Annotated in this window: 17 protein-coding genes and 1 pseudogene; 10 read left to right on the top strand and 8 right to left on the bottom strand. The window is 49.5% G+C overall.

From position 1 onward, the window contains the following. Nucleotides 1-1,058 (bottom strand): photosystem II D2 protein (photosystem q(a) protein) (gene psbD / locus AC1S52_RS03055; protein WP_482027569.1); only part of this gene is annotated, 1,058 nt, incomplete at its 3' end. A gap of 662 nt (nucleotides 1,059-1,720) precedes the next feature. On the opposite strand from psbD, the gene AC1S52_RS03050 reads away from it, so the two are divergent. The 3 genes from AC1S52_RS03050 (at nucleotide 1,721) to AC1S52_RS03040 (ending at nucleotide 4,344) form a co-directional block, all read left to right on the top strand. Beyond that, entirely contained in the window at nucleotides 1,721-2,287 is a 567-nt protein-coding gene (locus AC1S52_RS03050; protein WP_482027568.1) for a photosystem I assembly protein Ycf4, read from the top strand. A 45-nt stretch (nucleotides 2,288-2,332) separates the two neighbouring features. Then, the gene (locus tag AC1S52_RS03045) at nucleotides 2,333-3,103 is read left to right on the top strand and encodes a peptidylprolyl isomerase (protein WP_482027567.1); all 771 of its coding nucleotides are present in this window, start codon (nucleotides 2,333-2,335) and stop codon (nucleotides 3,101-3,103) included. Nucleotides 3,104-3,171: 68 nt separating this feature from the next. Then, nucleotides 3,172-4,344: a beta-ketoacyl-ACP synthase gene (locus AC1S52_RS03040; protein WP_482027566.1), complete on the top strand. Its 1,173-nt coding sequence runs from the start codon at nucleotides 3,172-3,174 to the stop codon at nucleotides 4,342-4,344. Here AC1S52_RS03040 and AC1S52_RS03035 read toward each other — a convergent pair. After that, a complete protein-coding gene (locus AC1S52_RS03035) occupies nucleotides 4,341-4,964 on the bottom strand; it encodes a Uma2 family endonuclease (protein ID WP_482027565.1) in 624 nt (207 codons plus the stop codon). The two genes, AC1S52_RS03040 and AC1S52_RS03035, sit on opposite strands and share 4 nt — an antisense overlap. A gap of 228 nt (nucleotides 4,965-5,192) precedes the next feature. Here AC1S52_RS03035 and ureG point away from each other — a divergent pair, with 228 nt between their 5' ends. From ureG to urtE, 6 genes are all read left to right on the top strand, one after another. Beyond that, on the top strand, nucleotides 5,193-5,804 hold the full coding sequence (ureG, locus tag AC1S52_RS03030; protein ID WP_482027570.1) for an urease accessory protein UreG: 612 nt from the start codon (nucleotides 5,193-5,195) through the stop codon (nucleotides 5,802-5,804). Nucleotides 5,805-6,041: 237 nt separating this feature from the next. Next, nucleotides 6,042-7,352, top strand: a complete 1,311-nt coding sequence (gene urtA, locus AC1S52_RS03025; RefSeq protein WP_482027564.1) for an urea ABC transporter substrate-binding protein — start codon at nucleotides 6,042-6,044, stop codon at nucleotides 7,350-7,352. Nucleotides 7,353-7,681: 329 nt separating this feature from the next. Beyond that, entirely contained in the window at nucleotides 7,682-8,836 is a 1,155-nt protein-coding gene (urtB, locus tag AC1S52_RS03020; RefSeq protein WP_482027563.1) for an urea ABC transporter permease subunit UrtB, read from the top strand. A 9-nt stretch (nucleotides 8,837-8,845) separates the two neighbouring features. After that, on the top strand, nucleotides 8,846-10,042 hold the full coding sequence (gene urtC, locus AC1S52_RS03015) for an urea ABC transporter permease subunit UrtC (protein ID WP_482027562.1): 1,197 nt from the start codon (nucleotides 8,846-8,848) through the stop codon (nucleotides 10,040-10,042). Beyond that, a complete protein-coding gene (gene urtD / locus AC1S52_RS03010) occupies nucleotides 10,017-10,781 on the top strand; it encodes an urea ABC transporter ATP-binding protein UrtD (protein ID WP_482027561.1) in 765 nt (254 codons plus the stop codon). The genes urtC and urtD overlap by 26 nt, the downstream gene beginning before the upstream one ends. A 34-nt stretch (nucleotides 10,782-10,815) precedes the next feature. Beyond that, nucleotides 10,816-11,574 carry an urea ABC transporter ATP-binding subunit UrtE gene (gene urtE, locus AC1S52_RS03005; RefSeq protein ID WP_482027560.1) on the top strand — a complete coding sequence of 253 codons (759 nt, stop codon included), beginning with the start codon at nucleotides 10,816-10,818 and terminating at the stop codon, nucleotides 11,572-11,574. A 177-nt stretch (nucleotides 11,575-11,751) separates the two neighbouring features. Here urtE and AC1S52_RS03000 read toward each other — a convergent pair whose 3' ends face one another. The 4 genes from AC1S52_RS03000 to AC1S52_RS02985 all read right to left on the bottom strand — a co-directional run bounded on the left by AC1S52_RS03000 (nucleotide 11,752) and on the right by AC1S52_RS02985 (nucleotide 17,534). Then, nucleotides 11,752-13,659 (bottom strand): S8 family serine peptidase, encoded by a 1,908-nt coding sequence (locus tag AC1S52_RS03000; RefSeq protein WP_482027559.1) that lies wholly within the window; start codon nucleotides 13,657-13,659, stop codon nucleotides 11,752-11,754. 304 nt (nucleotides 13,660-13,963) lie between these two features. After that, entirely contained in the window at nucleotides 13,964-14,581 is a 618-nt protein-coding gene (locus tag AC1S52_RS02995) for a hypothetical protein (protein WP_482027558.1), read from the bottom strand. A 68-nt stretch (nucleotides 14,582-14,649) separates the two neighbouring features. Next, on the bottom strand, nucleotides 14,650-15,837 hold the full coding sequence (locus tag AC1S52_RS02990; protein ID WP_482027557.1) for a beta-barrel domain-containing protein: 1,188 nt from the start codon (nucleotides 15,835-15,837) through the stop codon (nucleotides 14,650-14,652). A gap of 530 nt (nucleotides 15,838-16,367) precedes the next feature. Then, a complete protein-coding gene (locus tag AC1S52_RS02985) occupies nucleotides 16,368-17,534 on the bottom strand; it encodes a transposase (protein WP_482027556.1) in 1,167 nt (388 codons plus the stop codon). A 381-nt stretch (nucleotides 17,535-17,915) separates the two neighbouring features. Here AC1S52_RS02985 and AC1S52_RS02980 point away from each other — a divergent pair, with 381 nt between their 5' ends. Then, nucleotides 17,916-18,845, top strand: coding sequence for an AAA family ATPase (locus tag AC1S52_RS02980; RefSeq protein ID WP_482027555.1), 930 nt, complete (start codon nucleotides 17,916-17,918; stop codon nucleotides 18,843-18,845). Between the two features lie 7 nt (nucleotides 18,846-18,852). Here AC1S52_RS02980 and AC1S52_RS02975 read toward each other — a convergent pair whose 3' ends face one another. Next, complete coding sequence (locus AC1S52_RS02975) at nucleotides 18,853-19,917, bottom strand: IS4 family transposase (RefSeq protein WP_482027554.1); 1,065 nt, start codon at nucleotides 19,915-19,917, stop codon at nucleotides 18,853-18,855. A gap of 137 nt (nucleotides 19,918-20,054) precedes the next feature. Beyond that, nucleotides 20,055-20,167, bottom strand: a pseudogene (locus tag AC1S52_RS02970) (IS1 family transposase); the annotation flags it as partial.

Genomic DNA, 20,167 nt, shown 5'->3' with positions numbered 1-20,167 from the left:
TAGAGAGCGTTACCACGAGGTAGAACCTCCTCAGGGAAGACAAAGTTTTCATGGGGCTGATCCTGAGGTGCCATCCAGGCTCGGATGCCCTCGTTCAGCAGAATGTTCTTGGTGTAGAACGTTTCAAATTCAGGGTCTTCGGCTGCCCGCAACTCCTGCGACACAAAGTCGTAAGCCCGCAGGTTCAGGGCCAGACCCACAATGCCCACACTCGCCATCCACAACCCGGTCACGGGCACAAACAGCATAAAGAAGTGCAGCCACCGCTTGTTGGAGAAGGCAATCCCAAAAATCTGTGACCAGAATCGGTTCGCCGTCACCATCGAGTAGGTTTCTTCCGATTGAGTCGGTTCAAACGCCCGGAAGGTATTCGCCTGCTCACGCTCCTGGAACAGGGTGTTCTCCACCGTCGCTCGAGGCAGCGGACATAACAAGGCTCCACCCAAAATCCCCGCGACCCCCATCATGTGAAAGGGGTTGAGGGTGAAGTTGTGAAACCCTTGCACGAACAAAATGAATCGGAAAATACCCGCCACGCCAAAGCTAGGCGCAAAAAACCAACTCGATTGTCCCAACGGATACATCAGAAACACACTGACGAACACTGCGATCGGTCCGGTGAAGGCGATCGCATTGTAGGGACGAATCCCGACCAGGCGGGCAATCTCAATCTGGCGCAGACAGAAGCCAATCAGTCCAAAGGCACCGTGGAGAGCGACAAAGGGCCACAAGCCACCAATCTGAAACCAGCGAGTTAAGTTGCCTTGAGCTTCCGGTCCCCACAAGAACAGCAGGGAGTGCCCGAAGCTATCGGCAGGCGTAGAAACCGCAACCGTTAGAAAGTTGCAGCCTTCGAGATAGGAAGATGCCAATCCGTGGGTATACCAGGAGGTGACAAAGGTGGTGCCAGTCAGCCAGCCGCCCAGCGCCAAAAACGCGCAGGGAAACAGCAGTAGACCAGACCAGCCGATGAAGACGAAGCGATCGCGCTTCAGCCAGTCGTCGAGAACGTCGAACCATCCTCGATCAGCAGGCGCACGTCCGACTGCGGTGATCATAGGAAAAAATCCTCTAGTTTTACTAAAATGGCAGGTTTTCTAGAGTGAACAGGGTTTATATGTCTATACATCATAGGAGAAATCAGTTTTTTTACAAACTGATACGTAAAATCTCAGAATTCAGATGAGCGAAGTTTTACAAAAGGTGGTCTTGACAAAGTACTGATAGGTATCTTCAGTTTGGTAGAGCAGCCGCTATCAGCTCAGATTCTTTGCCTGATCTGCCAACGTCCGGTGGAGAATTCGGTTTCAAACCACACTGTACTGAGTGATAATACTTATCCCATCCAGATATCCATAATGACAGTCTGTACATATATGAAATATTGATAAATAAAATTTAACTCACTTGATTGCTCGTGGCGTGTCGGTCGTTTGTACGTGGAGTTGCATCTTTATTGAGGAGATGGCAGATACTCCTTGTTAAGTCGGTGGGAATCGAACCGCTGTAGGATAAGTAAAGTCTGCGGCAGTGGAGGGCGTTAAAGTTTCGCTAGGAGCGACAGACTTAAACCTAAACCTATGCTGCTCAGGGATTGATGTATTACGGCTACGCCTAACGCATCTCATATTCCGATTCCGTCTACTTAAAAATTAGTGGCTGTTTCGCTCTGTTGGAATCACTTTTTTTGGACTTTGCGGGTTGTAGAGAACGGATAATTATGACTGCTCAAACAGCTTCTTTAGAAAATCAAGTGCTGCGTCAAGACATTCTTGGCTCCCGCCGATTCAGTAACTATTTATGGGCAACCGTAGTTTCTATTGGTGGTACAGGCTTTCTGCTGGCAGCTATTTCTAGCTACATCCACGTCAATCTGCTGCCCTTTTCAGATCCGACTAAACTCGTGTTTATTCCCCAGGGAATTGCGATGGGTTTCTACGGGCTGTTGGGAGTTCTGTTTAGTCTGTACCTGTGGCTAATGATCCTGCTGGACGTGGGAGGCGGTTACAACGAATTCAATAAAGAGACCGGAATGGTTAAAATCTTTCGCTGGGGCTTCCCTGGGAAGAATCGCAAGATTGAAGTAGACCGCAAGATTGAAGAGGTGCAGTCGGTTCGGGTGGAATTGAAAGAAGGACTCAATCCCAAGCGTGCCTTGTATCTGAAAGTGAAAGGAACGCGAGACATTCCCCTGACCAGGGTTGGGCAACCGATGGCACTATCTGAACTGGAAAATGAGGGTGCTTCCCTGGCACGGTTTCTGGGAGTTCCCCTGGAAGGGCTGTAGGATTTACGGTCTATAATGGCTTGTTTGGTTTTCGAGGTGAAGATTATGCTGAAGGCTCTTCGACGCTGGATGGTTCTGGTTTTGATGACGGGAGCGTTGCTAATTGGCGGTTGTTTCCCCAACGATGGTGCAGGTCAGCAATCTTCTGCCAGTCCGTCGCCCGGTCAACCAACCGCTTCTCCTGCGAATCAGGAAGGCGGTCCTCAAACAGCTAATCTGCCCCGGTTAGAAGGTCCAGCGACGGTAGCCCTGGTCGTCAAAGGACAGACTGTGGTGATGGAGTTGGATGGTGCGAGTGCTCCTGTGACGGCAGGTAACTTTGTAGACCTGGTACAGCGGGGTGTCTATGATGGGTTGGTGTTTCACCGGGTGGTCCGTGAACCGCAACCGTTTGTAGTTCAGGGTGGAGATCCACAAAGTAAGAATCCTAATTTTCCCCCAGAGCAGCTAGGCACTGGCAGTTTTATAGATCCGGCGACTTCCCAGACTCGATATATTCCCCTGGAGATTCAACCAGAGGGAGCAAAAGTACCAGTTTATAGTCAAACCTTTGAAACGGCTGGGGTGAACTCTGCACCGAAGCTGAAACATAAGCGGGGTGCAGTGGCAATGGCACGTTCGGCTTTTCCAGATTCAGCATCTTCCCAGTTCTACATTACGCTGGCAGATGTCAATTTCCTGGATGGTAGCTATGCCGTATTTGGCTATGTGACTGAGGGGATGGATGTGGTTGACAAGATCCAGCAGGGCGATCGCATCGAGTCGATGAAAGTGCTGAAAGGGGCAGATAGCCTGAAGCGGGAGAGCCAGTCTTAGGAAAGGATAAAAGATGAAGGATGAAGGATGAAGATTAGGAACAATTCATTCTTCATCTCTTAAAAACTATGGAGGTTGTGGTTACGGGAATTGGGCTGCTCTCGGCACTGGGGGATTTGGAAAGTAGCTGGAAAGGTTTGCTGGCTGGGGAATCAGGAATTGAATTCCACCAGCCATTTTTACAATTAAATCCATTGCCACTGGCATTGATTCACCAGGTTCCAGTTGATTTAACCTGGTTGACTCAGCAGGTGGTTCGGTTAGCTCTCAAGGATGCTGGGCTATCTCCACCAATGCCTGATTGTGCGGTTGTTGTAGGCTCCAGTCGGGGAAACCAGGGGCAATGGGAGAAACTGGCAATAGGTGATTCGCCAAAAACAACAGGTAATGGGCAAAGCATTCTAGATACTTTTAATTGGCTGGAGACTTTGCCCCATGCTGCCGCGATCGCCACTGCCCGTCAGATCCAAACAACGGCAATGGTTTTGTCCCCAATGGCAGCCTGTGCCACAGGACTGTGGGCGATCGCCCAGGGATATGAACTAGTTCGGACAGGGCAGTGCCAGCAAGTCCTGGCGGGTGGCGTAGAAGCCCCAATTACACCGCTGACGTTGACTGGATTTAACCGGATGGGTGCCCTGGCACGCACGGGAGCTTATCCGTTTGACCGCCAGCGGCAGGGTTTAGTCTTGGGAGAGGGGGGAGCAGTTTTGCTGCTGGAATCGGCTGATGCTGCCAGACAGCGGGGAGCCAGGATTTATGGGCAAATTCTGGGCTTTGGGTTAACTGCCGATGGGTACCATGTCAGTGCTCCAGAGCCGGGAAGCTGGGGCGCGATCGCAGCCGTGAAACAATGTCTGGAGCGGAGCGGACTTTCCCCCGAGCAAATTGACTACGTCCATGCCCACGGCACCGCAACCCAACTAAATGACTCCAATGAGGCGGTCTTGTTGCAACGTCTGTTTCCCAAGGGGGTGTGGGTGAGTTCTACCAAAGGTGCAACCGGGCATACGATTGGTGCATCTGGAGCATTGGGGGTAGCCTTTTGCCTGATGGCGTTAAAACATCAAACTCTGCCACCCTGCGTTGGGCTGAAGCACCCCGCATTTGCTTTGAACTTTGTCAGAGGTGCTGACCAAACGCGGGTTAACCATACCCTGTGCCTCAGTTTCGGGTTTGGTGGGCAGAACGGAGCAATTGCGATCGCAAACTATGGCATTTCTCTCCAAATTAACCGCTAAACTTCAGTCATAAAGACGATTTCAGCAATTGTGAATTGTAACTGAGGAAATGTTGGAGAAATAATGATTGCTTCTCCTTGATAGCGCTGGGACTGATATTTACCATCAATTAATTGATTGATTGTTACAGTCGGTTGTTTTGGCGATCCAATATATTGCACTCCTCCCAACCCTATGTAATCAAGAATCCAATATTCTGGAATGCCCAAAGTTTCGTACTCGTTCAGCTTAATACGGTAGTCATCTCGCCGGTTTGTACTGACGACTTCAATGACTAAGGGTGGTGGGATGTAAGCGGCAGCAGAGGCAGAACTTTGACGCATTCTTTCCCATTCTTCTTTGGTAAATACGACAATGTCGGCTTTACGACTGGATTCATTTTCGCCAGGAGCAGCATTCAACCTGACTTGTTTACTCTGTCGGGGAACGTAGGGCAAGTTTAAAAATCGACAATGCTCAATTAAAAGGCGGCATAGCCCCTCAACAACATCCTCATGTTTTGCTGTGGGTTCGCTGAGGGGCATAGCAACTCCCTTAACTAGCTCAAATGATTTGCCTGAACCATCATCCCAGTTCAGGAATTCCTCGAAGGTAAGATTTTTTTGGACGATCGCCACCATTGCTATTCACCTCTTCCAGAAGTGGGCATTCTGCTTTCTGCCTCTAGCCTATAGCGTTTCCTTTCTGGGTGAGGTACATCTTATCTGTTTGACTCAAGGGTTCTATAACTATCCATGTACCTCACTGGATTCAAAAAAGCTATAAATTAATTTGACCTGATAGGTAAGGGAGGCGATCTACGTTCCTCTAGAATCTATAGTTGAAATTGAAAAAACTGAACATTCACTCTGAATACGCTTCGGGTTGGGATTGCGGGTCCGGGTGGGTCAGGGAAAACGGCACTGGTGGATGCGCTGTGTAAGGCGATGCGCGATCGCTACAATCTCGCTGTTGTCACCAATGACATTTATACCCAGGAGGATGCTCAGTTTTTGGTGCGAAGTCAGGCATTGGAGCGCGATCGCATTTTGGGGGTAGAAACTGGGGGATGTCCCCATACAGCGATTCGGGAGGATGCCTCGATGAACCTGGCGGCGATCGAGGAACTGGAGCAGCGCTTCACCGATCTTGACCTCGTTTTTGTTGAGAGTGGCGGCGATAACCTGGCAGCCACCTTTAGTCCAGAACTGGTAGACCTGACCATTTACGTGATTGATGTGGCAGGGGGGGATAAAATTCCCCGCAAAGGTGGACCAGGGATTACGAAGTCCGATCTGCTGGTGATCAATAAAATTGACCTGGCTCCCTATGTGGGGGCTGACTTGAATGTCATGGAGCGGGATGCGAAGAAAATGAGGGGAGAAAAACCCTTCGTGTTTACAAATCTCAAGATTCAGCAGGGTTTGCCAGAAATTATAGAATTCATTCACGCCCAAGCCAATTTGACAGTGAATGCCTGACGAGTTACTGATTTCGGTTGAATCCTATCCCAAAGCTTTGGAACGGGGATTGGTTCAGGCTCTTGAAGGTTTTCAAACCACGAAAATCTTGCACCGAAAGACTATTGGGGTGCAAAGAAAAACGAAATTGTATAGGAGAATACAATTTTGCTATGAACCCTGGACATAATATCTCAGAGTTATCACCGAGTCCCTATGTACTTCTCGGCTTAGTTCTAGTTGGGAGCTTTTCTCTCCATGACAAAGCAATTTGGTCGGCGCGAATTTATTATTTTAGGTTCAACCGCCGCAGGTAGTGTCTTTCTAAAGGCTTGTTCTGGCTCTACCCCGACAGCAAGCACATCTTCGCCTGAAGCGTCGCCAGCAGCGACTACCACATCAGGTGATGTCATCAAAGTGGGAATCCTCCACTCGCTCAGTGGCACGATGGCAATCAGTGAAAAAAGTGTGGTGGATGCTGAGCAGCTAGCGATCGAAGAAATTAACAATGCTGGGGGTGTTTTAGGCAAGAAGATTGAGGCGGTTATTGAAGACGGGGCTTCTGATTGGCCCACGTTTAACGAAAAGGCGAAAAAGCTGATTGACCAGGATAAGGTCGCCACGATTTTTGGCTGCTGGACTTCAGCAAGCCGGAAAGCAGTGCTGCCTACCTTTGAATCGAAGAATCACATGCTGTGGTATCCGGTTCAGTATGAGGGGCAAGAGTGTTCTAAGAACATTTTCTACACGGGGGCGGCTCCTAACCAGCAGATTGAGCCTTCCGTTGATTGGCTGCTGAAGAACAAAGGGAAGGAGTTCTTCCTGGTTGGTTCTGACTATGTGTTCCCGCGCACCGCAAATACCATCATCAAAGCTCAACTAGAAGCTCTGGGCGGTAAGACGGTTGGGGAAGACTACATCCCGCTGGGTGGCACAGAAGTGACACCGATTATTTCCAAAATCAAGACAGCCCTCCCTAACGGTGGTGTTATCTACAACACCCTAAACGGGGACAGCAACGTGGCATTCTTCAAGCAGTTGCAGGGTGCTGGGATGGATCCCGATAAATACCCCTCAATGTCGGTGAGTATTGCGGAAGAAGAGGTGAAGGCGATCGGGGTGGAATACCTGAAAGGGCATTATGCCGCCTGGAACTACTTCCAAACCGTAGACACTCCTAAGAGTAAAGCGTTTGTTGAGGCGTTTAAGAAGAAATATGGTGATGAACGGGTCGTCAATGACCCGATGGAAGCTGCCTATATCATGGTCTACCTGTGGAAGCAGGCAGTTGAAAAGGCTGGCGGCGCGGATGATCTGGAAAAAGTGCGGACAGCGGCGATCGGTCAGACCTTTGATGCCCCTGAAGGACTGGTCACGATGGAACCCAACCACCATATCTCTAAGTACGTCCGGATTGGCGAAGTGCGAGATGATGGGTTGTTTGAAATCGTGAACTCCACCACAGAGGCGGTCAAGCCAATTCCGTGGAACCAGTACGTGGCAGACACGAAAGGGTATAGCTGTGACTGGTCTGATCCAGCGAAAGGCGGCAAGTTCAAGATGACTTAATTGAGTCGGGTTTGGGATTCGTTGGGGTAATGGGTAATCGGTGATGGGAAGCAACCATGTAGGACTAGCCCATCGCCCGTTACCCATCCTCATCTCCCAGTTCCTATGTGCAAATCTTTAGTAGTCTACCAAGCAGATTTTGCAGGGTTTGCGACCCTTCAAAACCCTGCAAATTGGTTTTTCTGGGTTTTGATTACCAGGCAAATTTTCTTTGGTGAACCACTAGATTTATGTAAGTCCTTCATTTTTGACGTTTTGGATCATCGGTTACAGACTTGCGAGGTCTGGATGATCCAGGATTAGCAGGTTCAATCTGGCTGGAGAGAACATTGACACAACTTGTAGAAGCGCTGTTCGGAGGATTAAGCATTGGTTCGGTGCTGCTGTTGTCAGCCCTGGGTCTTGCGATCGTGTTTGGGTTGATGGGTGTCATCAATATGGCTCATGGCGAGTTGATGATGCTGGGAGCTTACACTACGTTTGTGGTTCAAAATACCTTCAAAGGTACACCACTGGCTGATTTCTACATTTTCTTTGCGCTGATTGCAGCTTTTTTGGTAACTGCGTTAGTGGGGCTGCTGTTGGAACGGGGGGTAATTCGATACCTCTATGGCAGACCGCTGGAAACGCTGTTGGCAACCTGGGGTGTGAGTTTGATCTTGCAACAGTTAGTCCGAACCGTAAGCTGGCAGTTTGTGTTTGGGGTTGGTTTGTTCTGTTTACTGTTTTTTGGGGCGTGGTGGCTTTTGGCTCGCCGTCCAGATTTTGACCGGATTCGGGGTTGGGTGTTCTGGATCATGGCACCCCTATCGGTGGCGATCGCCCTGGTCAGTTCTTCCATTCTGGGCAATACTTTTAAGCTGGCAGTGACCAAGCCCTGGTTTGGGACTCAAGGGGTAGATGTGACGGCTCCCCGGTGGTTGCGGGGAGGGCTACCGATTGGAAGTGCCTATCAGCTTCCCTATACCCGCCTATTTATTATTGCCCTGACGGTTGTGTGTGTTCTGGGCATTTACTGGTTCTTGAACAAAACCCCCTGGGGACTGAGAATTCGCGCCGTGACGCAAAACCGTAACATGAGTTCTTGCCTGGGAATTCCAACCCGCACAGTAGATGCATTAACATTTGCGATTGGTTCTGGGCTGGCGGGTGTGGCTGGAGTAGCCGTGGGATTGCTCGGTTCGGTAAGTCCGAATACAGGTCAGGCCTACGTTGTGGACACCTTTATGGTGGTGGTCGTTGGTGGCGTTGGCAAGTTGGTGGGCAGTATTGTGGCAGCCTGTGCCATTGGAACGACTAGTTACATCCTTGGTTCAAATGCAATGGGTCCGCTGGTCTCGTTCAGCCCTGCCTTAACGAGCTTTTTCGAGTTTTTTGCCAGTTCCAGCATGGCGAAGGTGATGGTGTTTGCGCTAATCATTGTGTTCCTTCAGTTCCGTCCTGCTGGGTTGTTCCCGCAGAAGGGACGCACCGTGGACGCATAGGGAGCTAATATGACCATTAAAGCTGTAGAGCCATTAGTTGAGTTTTCAAAAGCCTCTGGCGTTCGCAAGCGGCGGCGATCGCTCCTGTTTGAAGCCATTGCAGTTCTGGTTGTTGCCCTCCTCTTGCTGTTAATCATTCCCCCGATTCTGACGGGGATTGGACAGGGAGTGCGGGTCAACCAGTTGGGGCGGTTCCTTTCCCTGGCAATTCTGGCACTGGGCATTGATTTAATCTGGGGGTTCACTGGTCTTCTTAGCCTGGGACATGGCATCTTTTTTGCCTTGGGCGGTTATGCCTTTGCCATGTACCTCCAGCTTCAGCTTCCACCCGGACAGATCCCAGAGTTTTTCCCGCTTTACGGAGTGAACGAACTGCCCTTGTTCTGGCAACCGTTCTATTCCTTGCCATTTACGTTGATTGCGGTTTTTGTCGTTCCCATGATTGTGGCTGCTGCCCTCGGCTATCTGGTATTTCGTAACCGGATTCGAGGCGTTTATTTCTCAATCCTGACCCAGGCGGCACTGATTGTATTCTTCAATTTCTTCAATGGTCAGCAAAAGTTGATCAATGGCACCAATGGCTTAAAAACTGATACATCGACCATTTTTGGGTTTGTGGTCAGCGATCCAAAGATTCAAATGGTGTTTTATGGCTTGAGTATTCTGTTTCTGGCAGGTGCCTATGCCCTTTGTCGGTGGTTGACCAGTGGGCGCATGGGGCGCATGCTTGTGGCAATTCGGGATGATGAGCCAAGGGTGCGTTTTTCTGGCTACAATCCCACAGGGTATAAGGTGTTTGTATTCGCCATTTCGGGAGCGTTAGCCGGGATTGCCGGAGCTTTATTCACCGTACAATCTGGCATCATCACACCGAAGGCAATGGATGTGGCGTTTTCGATTGAGATGGTGATCTGGGTCGCCCTGGGTGGAAGAGCGACGCTCGTAGGGGCAATTCTAGGTGCATTAATTGTTAACTTTGCCAGAACATTGTTGAGTGAACAGTTTCCTGAATTCTGGCTGTTTTTCCAGGGGGCATTATTCCTGGTGGTTGTGACGGTGCTGCCTGAGGGCATCCTCGGCTGGTTCCGGCGGGATGGTTTGACCTGGCTGCGATCGCGCTTCCAGGGTCCCAAAGAAATTGAAACTTACCCAAGTCTTGCAGAAGATCCGGACGTGCAATATGAGCGGAAAAATCTTGGAGATTGAGAATTTAACCGTTAGCTTTGACGGGTTTAAGGCAATCAACCAGTTGAACTTCAGCATGGATGAAGGTGAGTTGCGGGTGGTGATTGGTCCCAACGGAGCTGGCAAAACGACCTTCATGGATGTAATTACTGGCAAGACCAAGCCTACTGAAGGGCAGGTCTTTTTCAAGGGCAGGAATCTACGTCCCTTCGCTGAGTTTGAAATTGCCCGTATGGGGATTGGGCGTAAGTTTCAAACCCCTCGGGTTTACTTGAAGCTAACGCCGCGTGAGAATTTAGAGCTGTCCTGTGTTCGCCATAAGAATGTGTTTAACTCGCTGCTGGGTCGCACTTCAGCGGCAGAGCATCGCACCGTGGTTGGGTTGCTGGAAACAGTTGGGTTAGTTGCCAAAGCCGACATACCCGCCGAGTTGCTCTCCCACGGTGAAAAGCAACGTCTGGAAATTGGTATGTTGGTGGCGCAATCTCCCGACTTATTGCTGGTGGATGAGCCAGTAGCAGGTTTAACAGACGAAGAAACCGAGAAAGTTGGAGATTTGCTGCTGGCATTGGCGGAAAGCCATTCAATTATGGTGATTGAGCACGATATGGAATTTGTGCGCCAGATTGCCCGCACGGTAACGGTTCTACACCAGGGTTCTGTGCTTTGCGAAGGCAACATGGATGAAGTGCAAAATGACCCCCATGTAATTGAGGTTTACCTGGGCAAGCAGGATGATGAAGGTGCTGAGGCGGCTTAGGAGAGTTTTGAGTGATCAGTTTTGAGTGATGAATATGAATCAACCCAATGGCGCAGTTGCTTTAGAATCTCCCAACACCGCATCCCAATTGATGTTGGAAATCTCTGATTTGAATGTGTATTACGGGGAAAGTCACATTTTGCGAAATGTGGATCTGGGTGTGGCATCGGGGAAGATGGTCTGCCTGATTGGTCGGAATGGGGTAGGTAAAACGACGCTGCTCAAAACGGTCATGGGTTTACTGATGCCGCGCAGGGGAGCGATTAAGCTGGGTGGGCAACTGATCACGGGTAAAACCCCGGATCAGCGGGCGCGGCTAGGGATCGGGTATGTGCCCCAAGGGCGAGAAGTCATTCCCAGGCTAACGGTGAAAGAAAACCTGATTCTGGGATTGGAAGCCAGACCTGGTGGGGTGGCGAAAAGTCAGGAAATCCCAGAGGAGATTTTTGAGTTATTTCCAGTGCTGAAAACGATGCTGACTCGTATGGGTGGTGATTTGAGCGGTGGGCAACAGCAACAGTTGGCGATCGCCCGTGCTTTGATGGGTCGCCCCCGCCTGCTGGTGCTGGATGAACCCACAGAGGGAATTCAGCCTTCCATCATCCTGGAGATTGAAACCGCTGTGCAGCGGATTGTCCGGGAAACCGGAATTTCTGTATTACTGGTCGAACAACACCTCCACTTTGTCCGCAAAGCTGACTGGTACTACGCCATGCAAAAGGGTGGAATTGTGGCACAGGGTCCCACCAGTGAGTTGAGCAACGAAGTCATTCAACGGTTCCTGGCAGTTTAACCAGGTGGAGCTAAGAGCTTTCCGATGCTGACAATATTTAGTGAGAGCTTTCAGGCGATAACTTCCCATGACCGCCCTGCCACCCATAACCAGATCGAACTGGCTGATCGCCATTCACATTGGCAGTGTCAGATGGGAAAGTTGCATCGTCATCGAAAAGACAGAACGCTTTTAGGTTTAAACCGTAACTACGTTGGAATTGGCAGTGCTGGTTAGCAAACTAACTACCTGGGCGGGAGTCAGATTGGGGTTGGCACTTAGAATCAGGGCGGCGACTCCTGCCACATAGGGGGCTGCCATTGAGGTGCCACTGTAGTACTGATAAGTGTTGTTGGGGGTTGTAGAGTAAATACTGGCACCGGGCGCAACTACATAGTTCACGACAGCAGCCCCAGCATCGTTAGAAAAGGTAGCCAGTTGTTGATTGATGGTGATAGCTCCGACGGCAACTCCCCACTGGTTGGTTAGATTGGCTGGAAAGCTGGGCTGACTCTGCCCCCCATTACCGGAAGCAATGACAACAACAACCCCCTGCTCTGTAGCATCTTGAATGGCGGTTGATATTTCATTGGAGATGCCAATTCCACCCAGACTTAAATTGATAATATGGGCACCGTTATTGGTCGCATAGCGAATACCGGCTGCAATTTCAGAATAGTTGCCAAAACCCACTTCATCTAGAACCCGCACAGGCATAATCTGAGCGTTATAAGCAACTCCGGTAACTCCAGAACCATTATTTCCGGCGGCGATGATTCCAGCGATATGGGTCCCATGACCATAAAGATCCGTGGGAGTGTTGTCCCCGTTAACAAAGTCCCATCCCCAGACATCATCGATATAGCCATTGCCGTCATCATCAATGCCATTGCCGGGAATCTCACCGGGATTGACCCAGGTGTTATTTTGCAGATCGGGATGGTTGTAGTCAACGCCGCTATCGATTACGGCAACCGTGATTCCCTGCCCGGTATAACCCATTGCCCACACTTCGGGGGCGTTGATCAGATCTAGTCCCCAGTGGGTGCCGCCTAAGTTAGCAACCGATGGGAAGGGAGGTTGTCCGACTGCCTGGGCAACGGCTGCTGCCGCATCCACCAAGCCATAGCCATAGTCAGGGCTATAGTCTGCCAGTAGATTGGCGGGGGCTGTCGTCAGGCTGAGGGTGTAATTTGTATCGCCCGTAAATTGGTAAATCCGAATATAGTAGGTGTCTGCTACCAGGGTGCGAAAAATGGACTCTGGGCTGGTGCCACTGGTGGCAGATCTGGTAATCAGGCTGCCATCGTTGTTGAGTAGCTGAACGTCAGCGTCGGCAGTTAGATTGGTTAGAGCCAGACTAAAATCACTGGGGGTTGCCAGCGTGAAGCGGTAGTAATCATTTGGGTTTGCGGTGCCGACAAAGTCATTCAGACTCAGAGAACTGCTTAAAACGCCGAGATCCTGCGCTGTAGTTAGAGAGTTGCTTGGACTTGTTATTGGCAGGGTGGCATCCGTTAGGGGGAACAGCGTGGCAATAGGGTTAGCGAGCAGGTTAAGCGAGTAAGCGGTATTGCTTCTAGACTGGGAGATTTGGACAAAGTAAGTGCCGGGGGGAAGGCTAATATCCAGAGTTTGAGAAAAGTCTCGATTTTGGGTGGAACGGGCGATCGCCTCCCCTGGATCAACGACGTCATTCCTATTCGCATCTTGAATCAGTTGAACCCCAACACTGGCTGTTAGCCCAGTGAGTAACAGGCTGAGTTGGCTGGCAGTATCGACGGTGAAGCGATAATAGTCAACAGGTTCACTTCGGCTGACCTGATCGTTCAACATGATTGGGTCAGAGCTGAGCCTACCTACATCATAAGCGGTTGCCAGCGTACTTCCTGGCTGAGAAACCAGCATCGCTTGCAATGGGGTTTCAGCCGTACTGGCGTGGAACGCAGTTTTGGGAAAAGGGCGACCTGCCAGGTGATGGAGGGTGCGATCGCCCAGAGCAGACGAGTTAACCCAACCAGAGCCATCTGACGGGGCACTCAAATGGGAAAAGTCGCTGACATTCCAAAGTTTGGAACAGCCAGACAAGCCTGAAATCCCTGACATGACCTTGTACCTTCAAACGGGAGCGCCATTCACTGATATAGATGCGCATTTCCATCTTCAGCTACTTATGAACCAATCCGCCTGACCAGGGAGTATCTTTATCACTTCTTTAAATATTACATACACTTCATAGGTAAATTCCCGGAGAATTTTTATGGTAGACAAAAGAAAAATTTTTGGTGAACAGTCTCTAGCGCCCGATCCGGTTACCCCCCCAATCCATTCACTCTAAACAAGCCTGTGATCTAGATCACGGGATGAATTCGGCAATTGCTGAGTTTTGTTGATAAAGGGGGGGCTAACTTCAAAACCGAAACCCAATCCCAAGCTGAACCTTGACTGGCGAGGCAAGATTGAATTGCGCCTGGTTCAGGGGATACTGGGCATCCCCATAAACGACTACCTTGTCATTAACCGCCGCTTCGGCTCCGGCAGTCACAAAGAAAGAATTTTGATGGTCCGGGGACTGGGAATTACTTTGGGAGGTCATGAAGGAATACCCTGCCCCAGCGTAGAGGTTCATATTGCGGGCGATCGCCAGATCGTAGGAAACGATCGGCTGCACAACACTGGTTTCAGAATCCAGCGCAACTTTGCCACGAATCGAGAGGGGAGAGTTGTTCAGGTCGATGCGTCCCTGAAAGGCTTTACCTTCAAAAGTTTCAGTCTGAGGGTTGCTACCCGTCGTGGCAGTTGGTTGCGTCCCTTCCAAGGCTCTATCCACAAACCATTGGGGAGTGGAAGCTGGCTGTTGCAGGTAGTCTTGCCCCAGCCCCAGGGCATCCTTGGGGTCAACCGTGACACCCAGATAGCTACCACTTAACCCTCTAGGCTGCGCTTTAGCTGGGAGCGATTCCAGCAAGCAGGAAACCATCATCAAACTGGCAACGCCAGCCAGAAGCCTTGGGGAACCTTTGTTCATAACGGTGGTCTACAAGTGACGAGGGACATTATTTACCCCACCGTTATACAGGACAGGTGAGAAAATGCTCACAAATCTGTCCACAATCTTGCCTTACGCAGCAAGAACTGTAACAGGGTTTCCTGCCGGGAAATAATATCTGCCCTGACTTCCATACCTGCCTGGATGGGGTATTGGCGCTTGTCTCGGGTGAGAAAAGCCTGGTCTGGCTGAATTGTGACTTCGTAATAGGAAAAACCCGTAGTATTGCCATCTCGCGGCATGGTGACATCGGGCGCGATCGCCTGCACTTTGCCCTGCAACACGCCATAGTCAGGGTAAGGATATGCCGTAATTCGCATTTGCACTGGCTGCCCGACAGCCACCTTACTGATATCCTGAGTTTCCACCTGCCCTCTAACGACTAAGGGAGCATTCTGCGGCACAATCTGGGCGATCGGATCGCCTACCCGCAAGGGTTGGCCTGGACTGTTGATATCCAGCTTTAATAGCTTGCCATCTACGGGTGCCTCAACAATTTGCTTATTAATTTCGGCAGACACTTCTTGCAGGGTTTCCCGGTCGTATTGGATCTGGTTTTGCAACGCAATGCGTCGTTGGATCAGGCGATCGCGTTTAGCCGATAGGGCTGCTCCGCCTTTGCCCAATGTTTCTAAAGCCGCATCGACCAGGGTTTCGGAAGTGGATTGGGTACCATCCTGTGTAGGAGCCGCCGGTGCAGGTAGGGGAGTGACCTTGGCTTTTGCCAAAATTTCCTTTTCTGTTGTCTGAAGCTGGCTACTGGTACTTGCCAGGTTTTCTTCGTGCTGGCGAATATATTTGTTCAGCGTATTTCTACGTGCCTGGAGGGTCCGCAAACGGTTGCGATCGAATGCTGAAATTTCAACAATCACATCGCCTTGCTGCACCTCCTGGTTGGGTTGCACCTTGACTGCACTCACAGTGCCATCGACCGCCGCCTGCAAAACCCTCACCTCTCCCGCTGGACGCACACTGGCAGTCGCCTGAACCGTCACGTTGTAGCGCATGACAGCGGCTAATAGGAAGACACCCCCCATAGTTGCTGCCATCAAATACCCTCCCAGCGTTGTCCAACGGCTGATTGGCGGCAGAAATTCTTCATTTTGTAGGGGTGGCAGGTCTGTATCAGCATCAAGGACTCCGGGTAATGCCAGCGGTGGCATTGGAGGTGAACCGGGTAGTCTGGGCAGTGCAGATACCTCAATTTGACCGGGCATTCTACGGGGATCGGACATAGCAGATGAACCAGGCATAATCACAGCTTTAAAGTTAAACAAACAGCAAATTAAACAACCAACCCGTTGACTTGTAGTGGCATCTGAACGAAATGATGGAACCGATTAAATCAAGCTTCACTGGCTTCCCACCCTAATCCGAATAATTAACAGAAATTTTGATCGTCTGAAAAACGGTAAGCAGGTGCTTCAACGAGTCCAACAACTGGGCAAGGGGGTGTCTCGGCTACATACCCTGTGGGTGGACGGCGGGTTTGTTTGGGGGGAGCCGTTTATGAAGCGGGTGATGGACGTAATCATGATCAGACGTACGCCTTTGGCGGAGCGAAGCTCTATGGCGTAAATTGCTACCCCTTAGAACTTTTGAAACACCCTCTCAGTATCTATGTGTCGATCACAACATAAACAATACGGGTGTACTGTTTAAAGAAATTCGGTAAATAGACAGAACTTTACTGCCTATTTGCCTAAACTGGAGTGTTATGCAGCGGGCACGCCACCTATTTGTCCAGGTTCAGTAGATCACAAATTCATTCTAGGGCGGGTAAATAGATAGCAGTGATGGGTGGAAAATGTCGTTCAACGGCATGAGAGAGAAATTCCAACATGGTTTTAAGACCAAACAACTTTCGATGAATGACTCGTCCCCCCCGCTGGGTTTGACTGACAAAGAACCACAACAGATAAACCCACAGATTAACCAGAACAAACGCCAGTGCCACAAACAACAGGCGAAGGACTGGATTTTTACTAGTCGTGCGAATGCGACCCTGATTCTTAATTCTGTAACTGGTTTCAATACCAAAGCGGTCTTTGTAATGCTGATGCAATTGATTGAGTGCGATGGTGGCTCGATGCACCACATAAAGGGGGTATTGAATCCCATGCTTGCCCTTGAAGCCTTTGTAATAGGTGCAGACTACGCGCATTTGGCACGTCACTGAACCATAGTTCGCACTGGTCAGGGTGTAGCGAGTGGCGTAACTTTTGCGCCCGACCAGCAATTGCCGTGTGCCTCCAGTTTTGCCACGAATCACCGCAGGCATCAAAAATGGAATATTGAGGGCTTTGAGCCAACGAATTACAGGTCCACTGTAAAAGCCTCGGTCGAGATACAACCGTTTGACTCGAATCCGCAAGGGTGAAAGCATCGCCAACAAATAGGTTACGGTTGCCACCAGGGGTTCCTGTCGATACACCGCATGAATCCCCAAGGTGACTCGCTTGTTGCGACAGATGACATAAACCGTCGCATAGGCAAAAAATGAGGTGGTTCCTGCTTTCGCTTGAGACCGATAAATATAAGGGGCTTCTGCCTCACTTGGGTTGCCATGGTAGGGAATCAAGTGCAGGTCAATGGCAAGGCGATGCCTGCCTTTACGAATCTTGGGGGGAATCCGGCTTTGCAATGCCTTATTCAGTTGTCGTTCTAATGTCGCCATGTCGTCTAACTTGTCCAGGTGATAGCGAATGCCATTACCACTGGGAACCCCATTCAAGCGTTGGGCGGTATGCTCGATACTATCGTGACGACTGGCGGCTCGCAGCAAAATCTCGAACAGATCGGCACAGCCAAAGTAGGTGCCCTCCAGTTTCAAAGGCACATGCTCTAACAAGCAATCTAGGGCTGCCTCCAGGGTTGCTGCATCGGTCAAAGCAGGGGTGGGAGATAATGAGGAGGATGGGTAGGTTGTCATGGTTTGATTTCAATGCTTTTAACCTGACCCTATCCCTTTCCTATTCTCTTTGTCTGCAAATTTTTTGATCTACTGAGATTGGGTAGTTAGGCAGCATCAACGCTGCTCATCTCTCTAAGTTGGCTAAATAGACAGCATAACTCTGTCCAATAAATTGTTAGACCTCAATCTCGCCAGTGGAGTCAGAGTTGCGAGTTTTTTTCTGGAATGCGATCATATAGCTAGATAGTGCATAAGTAGGTAGGTGTAATTAAACTGAAGATAGTTTTCAGGCTGTGCAACGGTTTCAGGCGAAGCCATCTTATATTTAATTTGCCCCACCTACTTACTGTGACAGGTTGCAATCTACAGGCTTTTGGTCTTAACTTTTAGGTCTTACTGATGGTCACGTCGATCGAGCTTGAAAATGTAAGAATTTTTGAGGGAGCGGGATGGAAGTTCTCACTTCTTCCAATGACAGTCCTATGTGGGACTAATAGTGCTGGAAAATCAACTATTTTGAAAGCTCTCCTACTTCTGCAACAAAGTCAAGCCATTCGTGAAAATTATGGCATTTCGCAAGGAAAGCTGAGACTTGTAGGTAATCAAGTTGATTTAGGTAGCTACTCATCATTCGTGTCCAACAACGAGATTCGGAAGAATATTTCGTTGTCTATAACCATGAAGGATGAGATGCCAAACTCTTATTACAAAAGGCTTTTAGATTTAAATCCAAGAATTGCCGCCAAAATTGGAAATAGTTCTTCTCACTCTTTCAACGGCAACAACAACAATAAGAAAAGTAGGTTTATTGATTACGTGCTGAAATCCACCTTCACTTTTGGCATAGTTCGAGGGAAGAGCAAAAAGACTACTGGAACTTCTACATTAAAAGCTATAGAAAGTAACGAAGGTGTTGGATCATTCACACCTCAAGCAGTACTAAAAAAGGCAAAACATGAAGTTAGCGTAAATGATGAAAAGCTATTGTGCTGGAGTATAGAAAGAAACGAGCATGACGAAGAAGAACCCGATTATGAAATTATAGTTCCTGCAAAGTTCTTTAATTCTTTTGAGGCGGCAAAAAACCTTCTTCCTAACTCGGAAACTAGAAGGAATATAAGATTTTCAGTTGCACATCCTGGCATTATTCCTTCTAGTATTGTTACCCAAGAAAGACCAAAAGAATCTAGTAATTCTGGAGCAAACTTAAAAGAAGATAATCAGTGGTTAGTTGCAGGATTACCACCAGTAATCCGAGAAGCAATGGCTGATCTAAATCGAGCTTTAACCAGTATTCATTATGCTGGACCATTACGTTCTTCACCATAAAGATACTCTAAGTACAGGACAAAAGTTGTAGGGATTGCATAAAGTCGGGATCAGTGGACATGGATGGATTGAGCACCAAATGACGCAAGTAATCGAACCCTAAACGAAACAGACTTTTGGCACGACGACCGTGTTTTTTAATCTCAATGGGCTGCCATTGATGCAACCATACCCCGGTTCGCATCGCCCAGCACAGGGCTAGAGTCAATAGGGCAAACAACTTACTCAAACGCTCATCATCGGTGAAGTGAGTCGATTCCAGACAGAACCCGCGCGTTTTGAAAATGCCAAACAACGTTTCGATCCCCCAGGGCAAGGCGTAATCTTGGACTAACCCCTGAGTCTTGACTGGACCAATGACGACTAACAAATCGCCATCGTCGAGTCGCAGCGCTTCGACTGCCACCGGGTAGCCCCAGACTCGGCAAGTGCCTGTAAGCTGTTGGGATTGACCGGGTTGCAGATGGGCAAAGACGACCCACGCCGCCAGCACTTTGCCATCGTGCTCAATCTGGTCACTGCCCCGAATCCGTAAGCGAAAGGCGAGGGCAGGTTCGAGCAGGAGATAGTGCACCCAGGCTTGCCCAATGAACTTGCGGTCGGCACACAAGTAGTTCACGACTGCCGTTGGGAACCGTTGGTGAAAGGTCTCCATAAATCGCATCCGCTCGTCACTATTGGAATTCCCTTTTTTGTCCAACAGCCACCACAGCACTGGGAAGGCCACTCCTTCAAGGACAATGCCTAAGGTCAGAATGTTGTACCAGTGGTGTCCACATTTCCAGGTCGTGCGATCCAGGCTTAACACCCAGCCCCTGGGAATTTGCATCCAACTCACCACGAGGGTGGCCAGTTGAGTGTAATCGAGGTCAAACTCGCGAAAGAATCGCTGCAACCGCTTGTAGCTCGATTGGGGCAACGCCTTCCCACCAAAGCCTAAACACAGTTCGCTCAAGTTCACGGTTTTGACTTTCAGCAGAGCTAATAAAAACAATGCCAGAAATGAAATTCTGGCTCCATGCCAGTCCAATTGCGCTTGGAGGACTCGCTTCAATTCGCTATATTGGCTCATAGGGTTTCTGATGAGTGTGGTAATTCTGATGAAACCCTATCCTGCTCATTCTTTCAAGCTTTTTGTCCCGTACTTAGCTCTCGAATGAATCGTTTAGCCTGCAACCAAATATCGGCGTTGCTGAATAGAAATATGATTTACTGCGGGACGGGCACATCACCAAATTTGAGGTAGTGTAGTAGCAAGCGAATCGAGTGCTTCAGCATTTCTACGGACTTGGAATAGCACAAGGTCTTGCGATGCAACCGGG

This window comes from Kovacikia sp. CALU 1929, assembly GCF_056784235.1.
The sequence above is the reverse complement of the archived record's forward strand: the minus strand, read 5'-3'. Positions and strand labels throughout refer to the sequence as shown.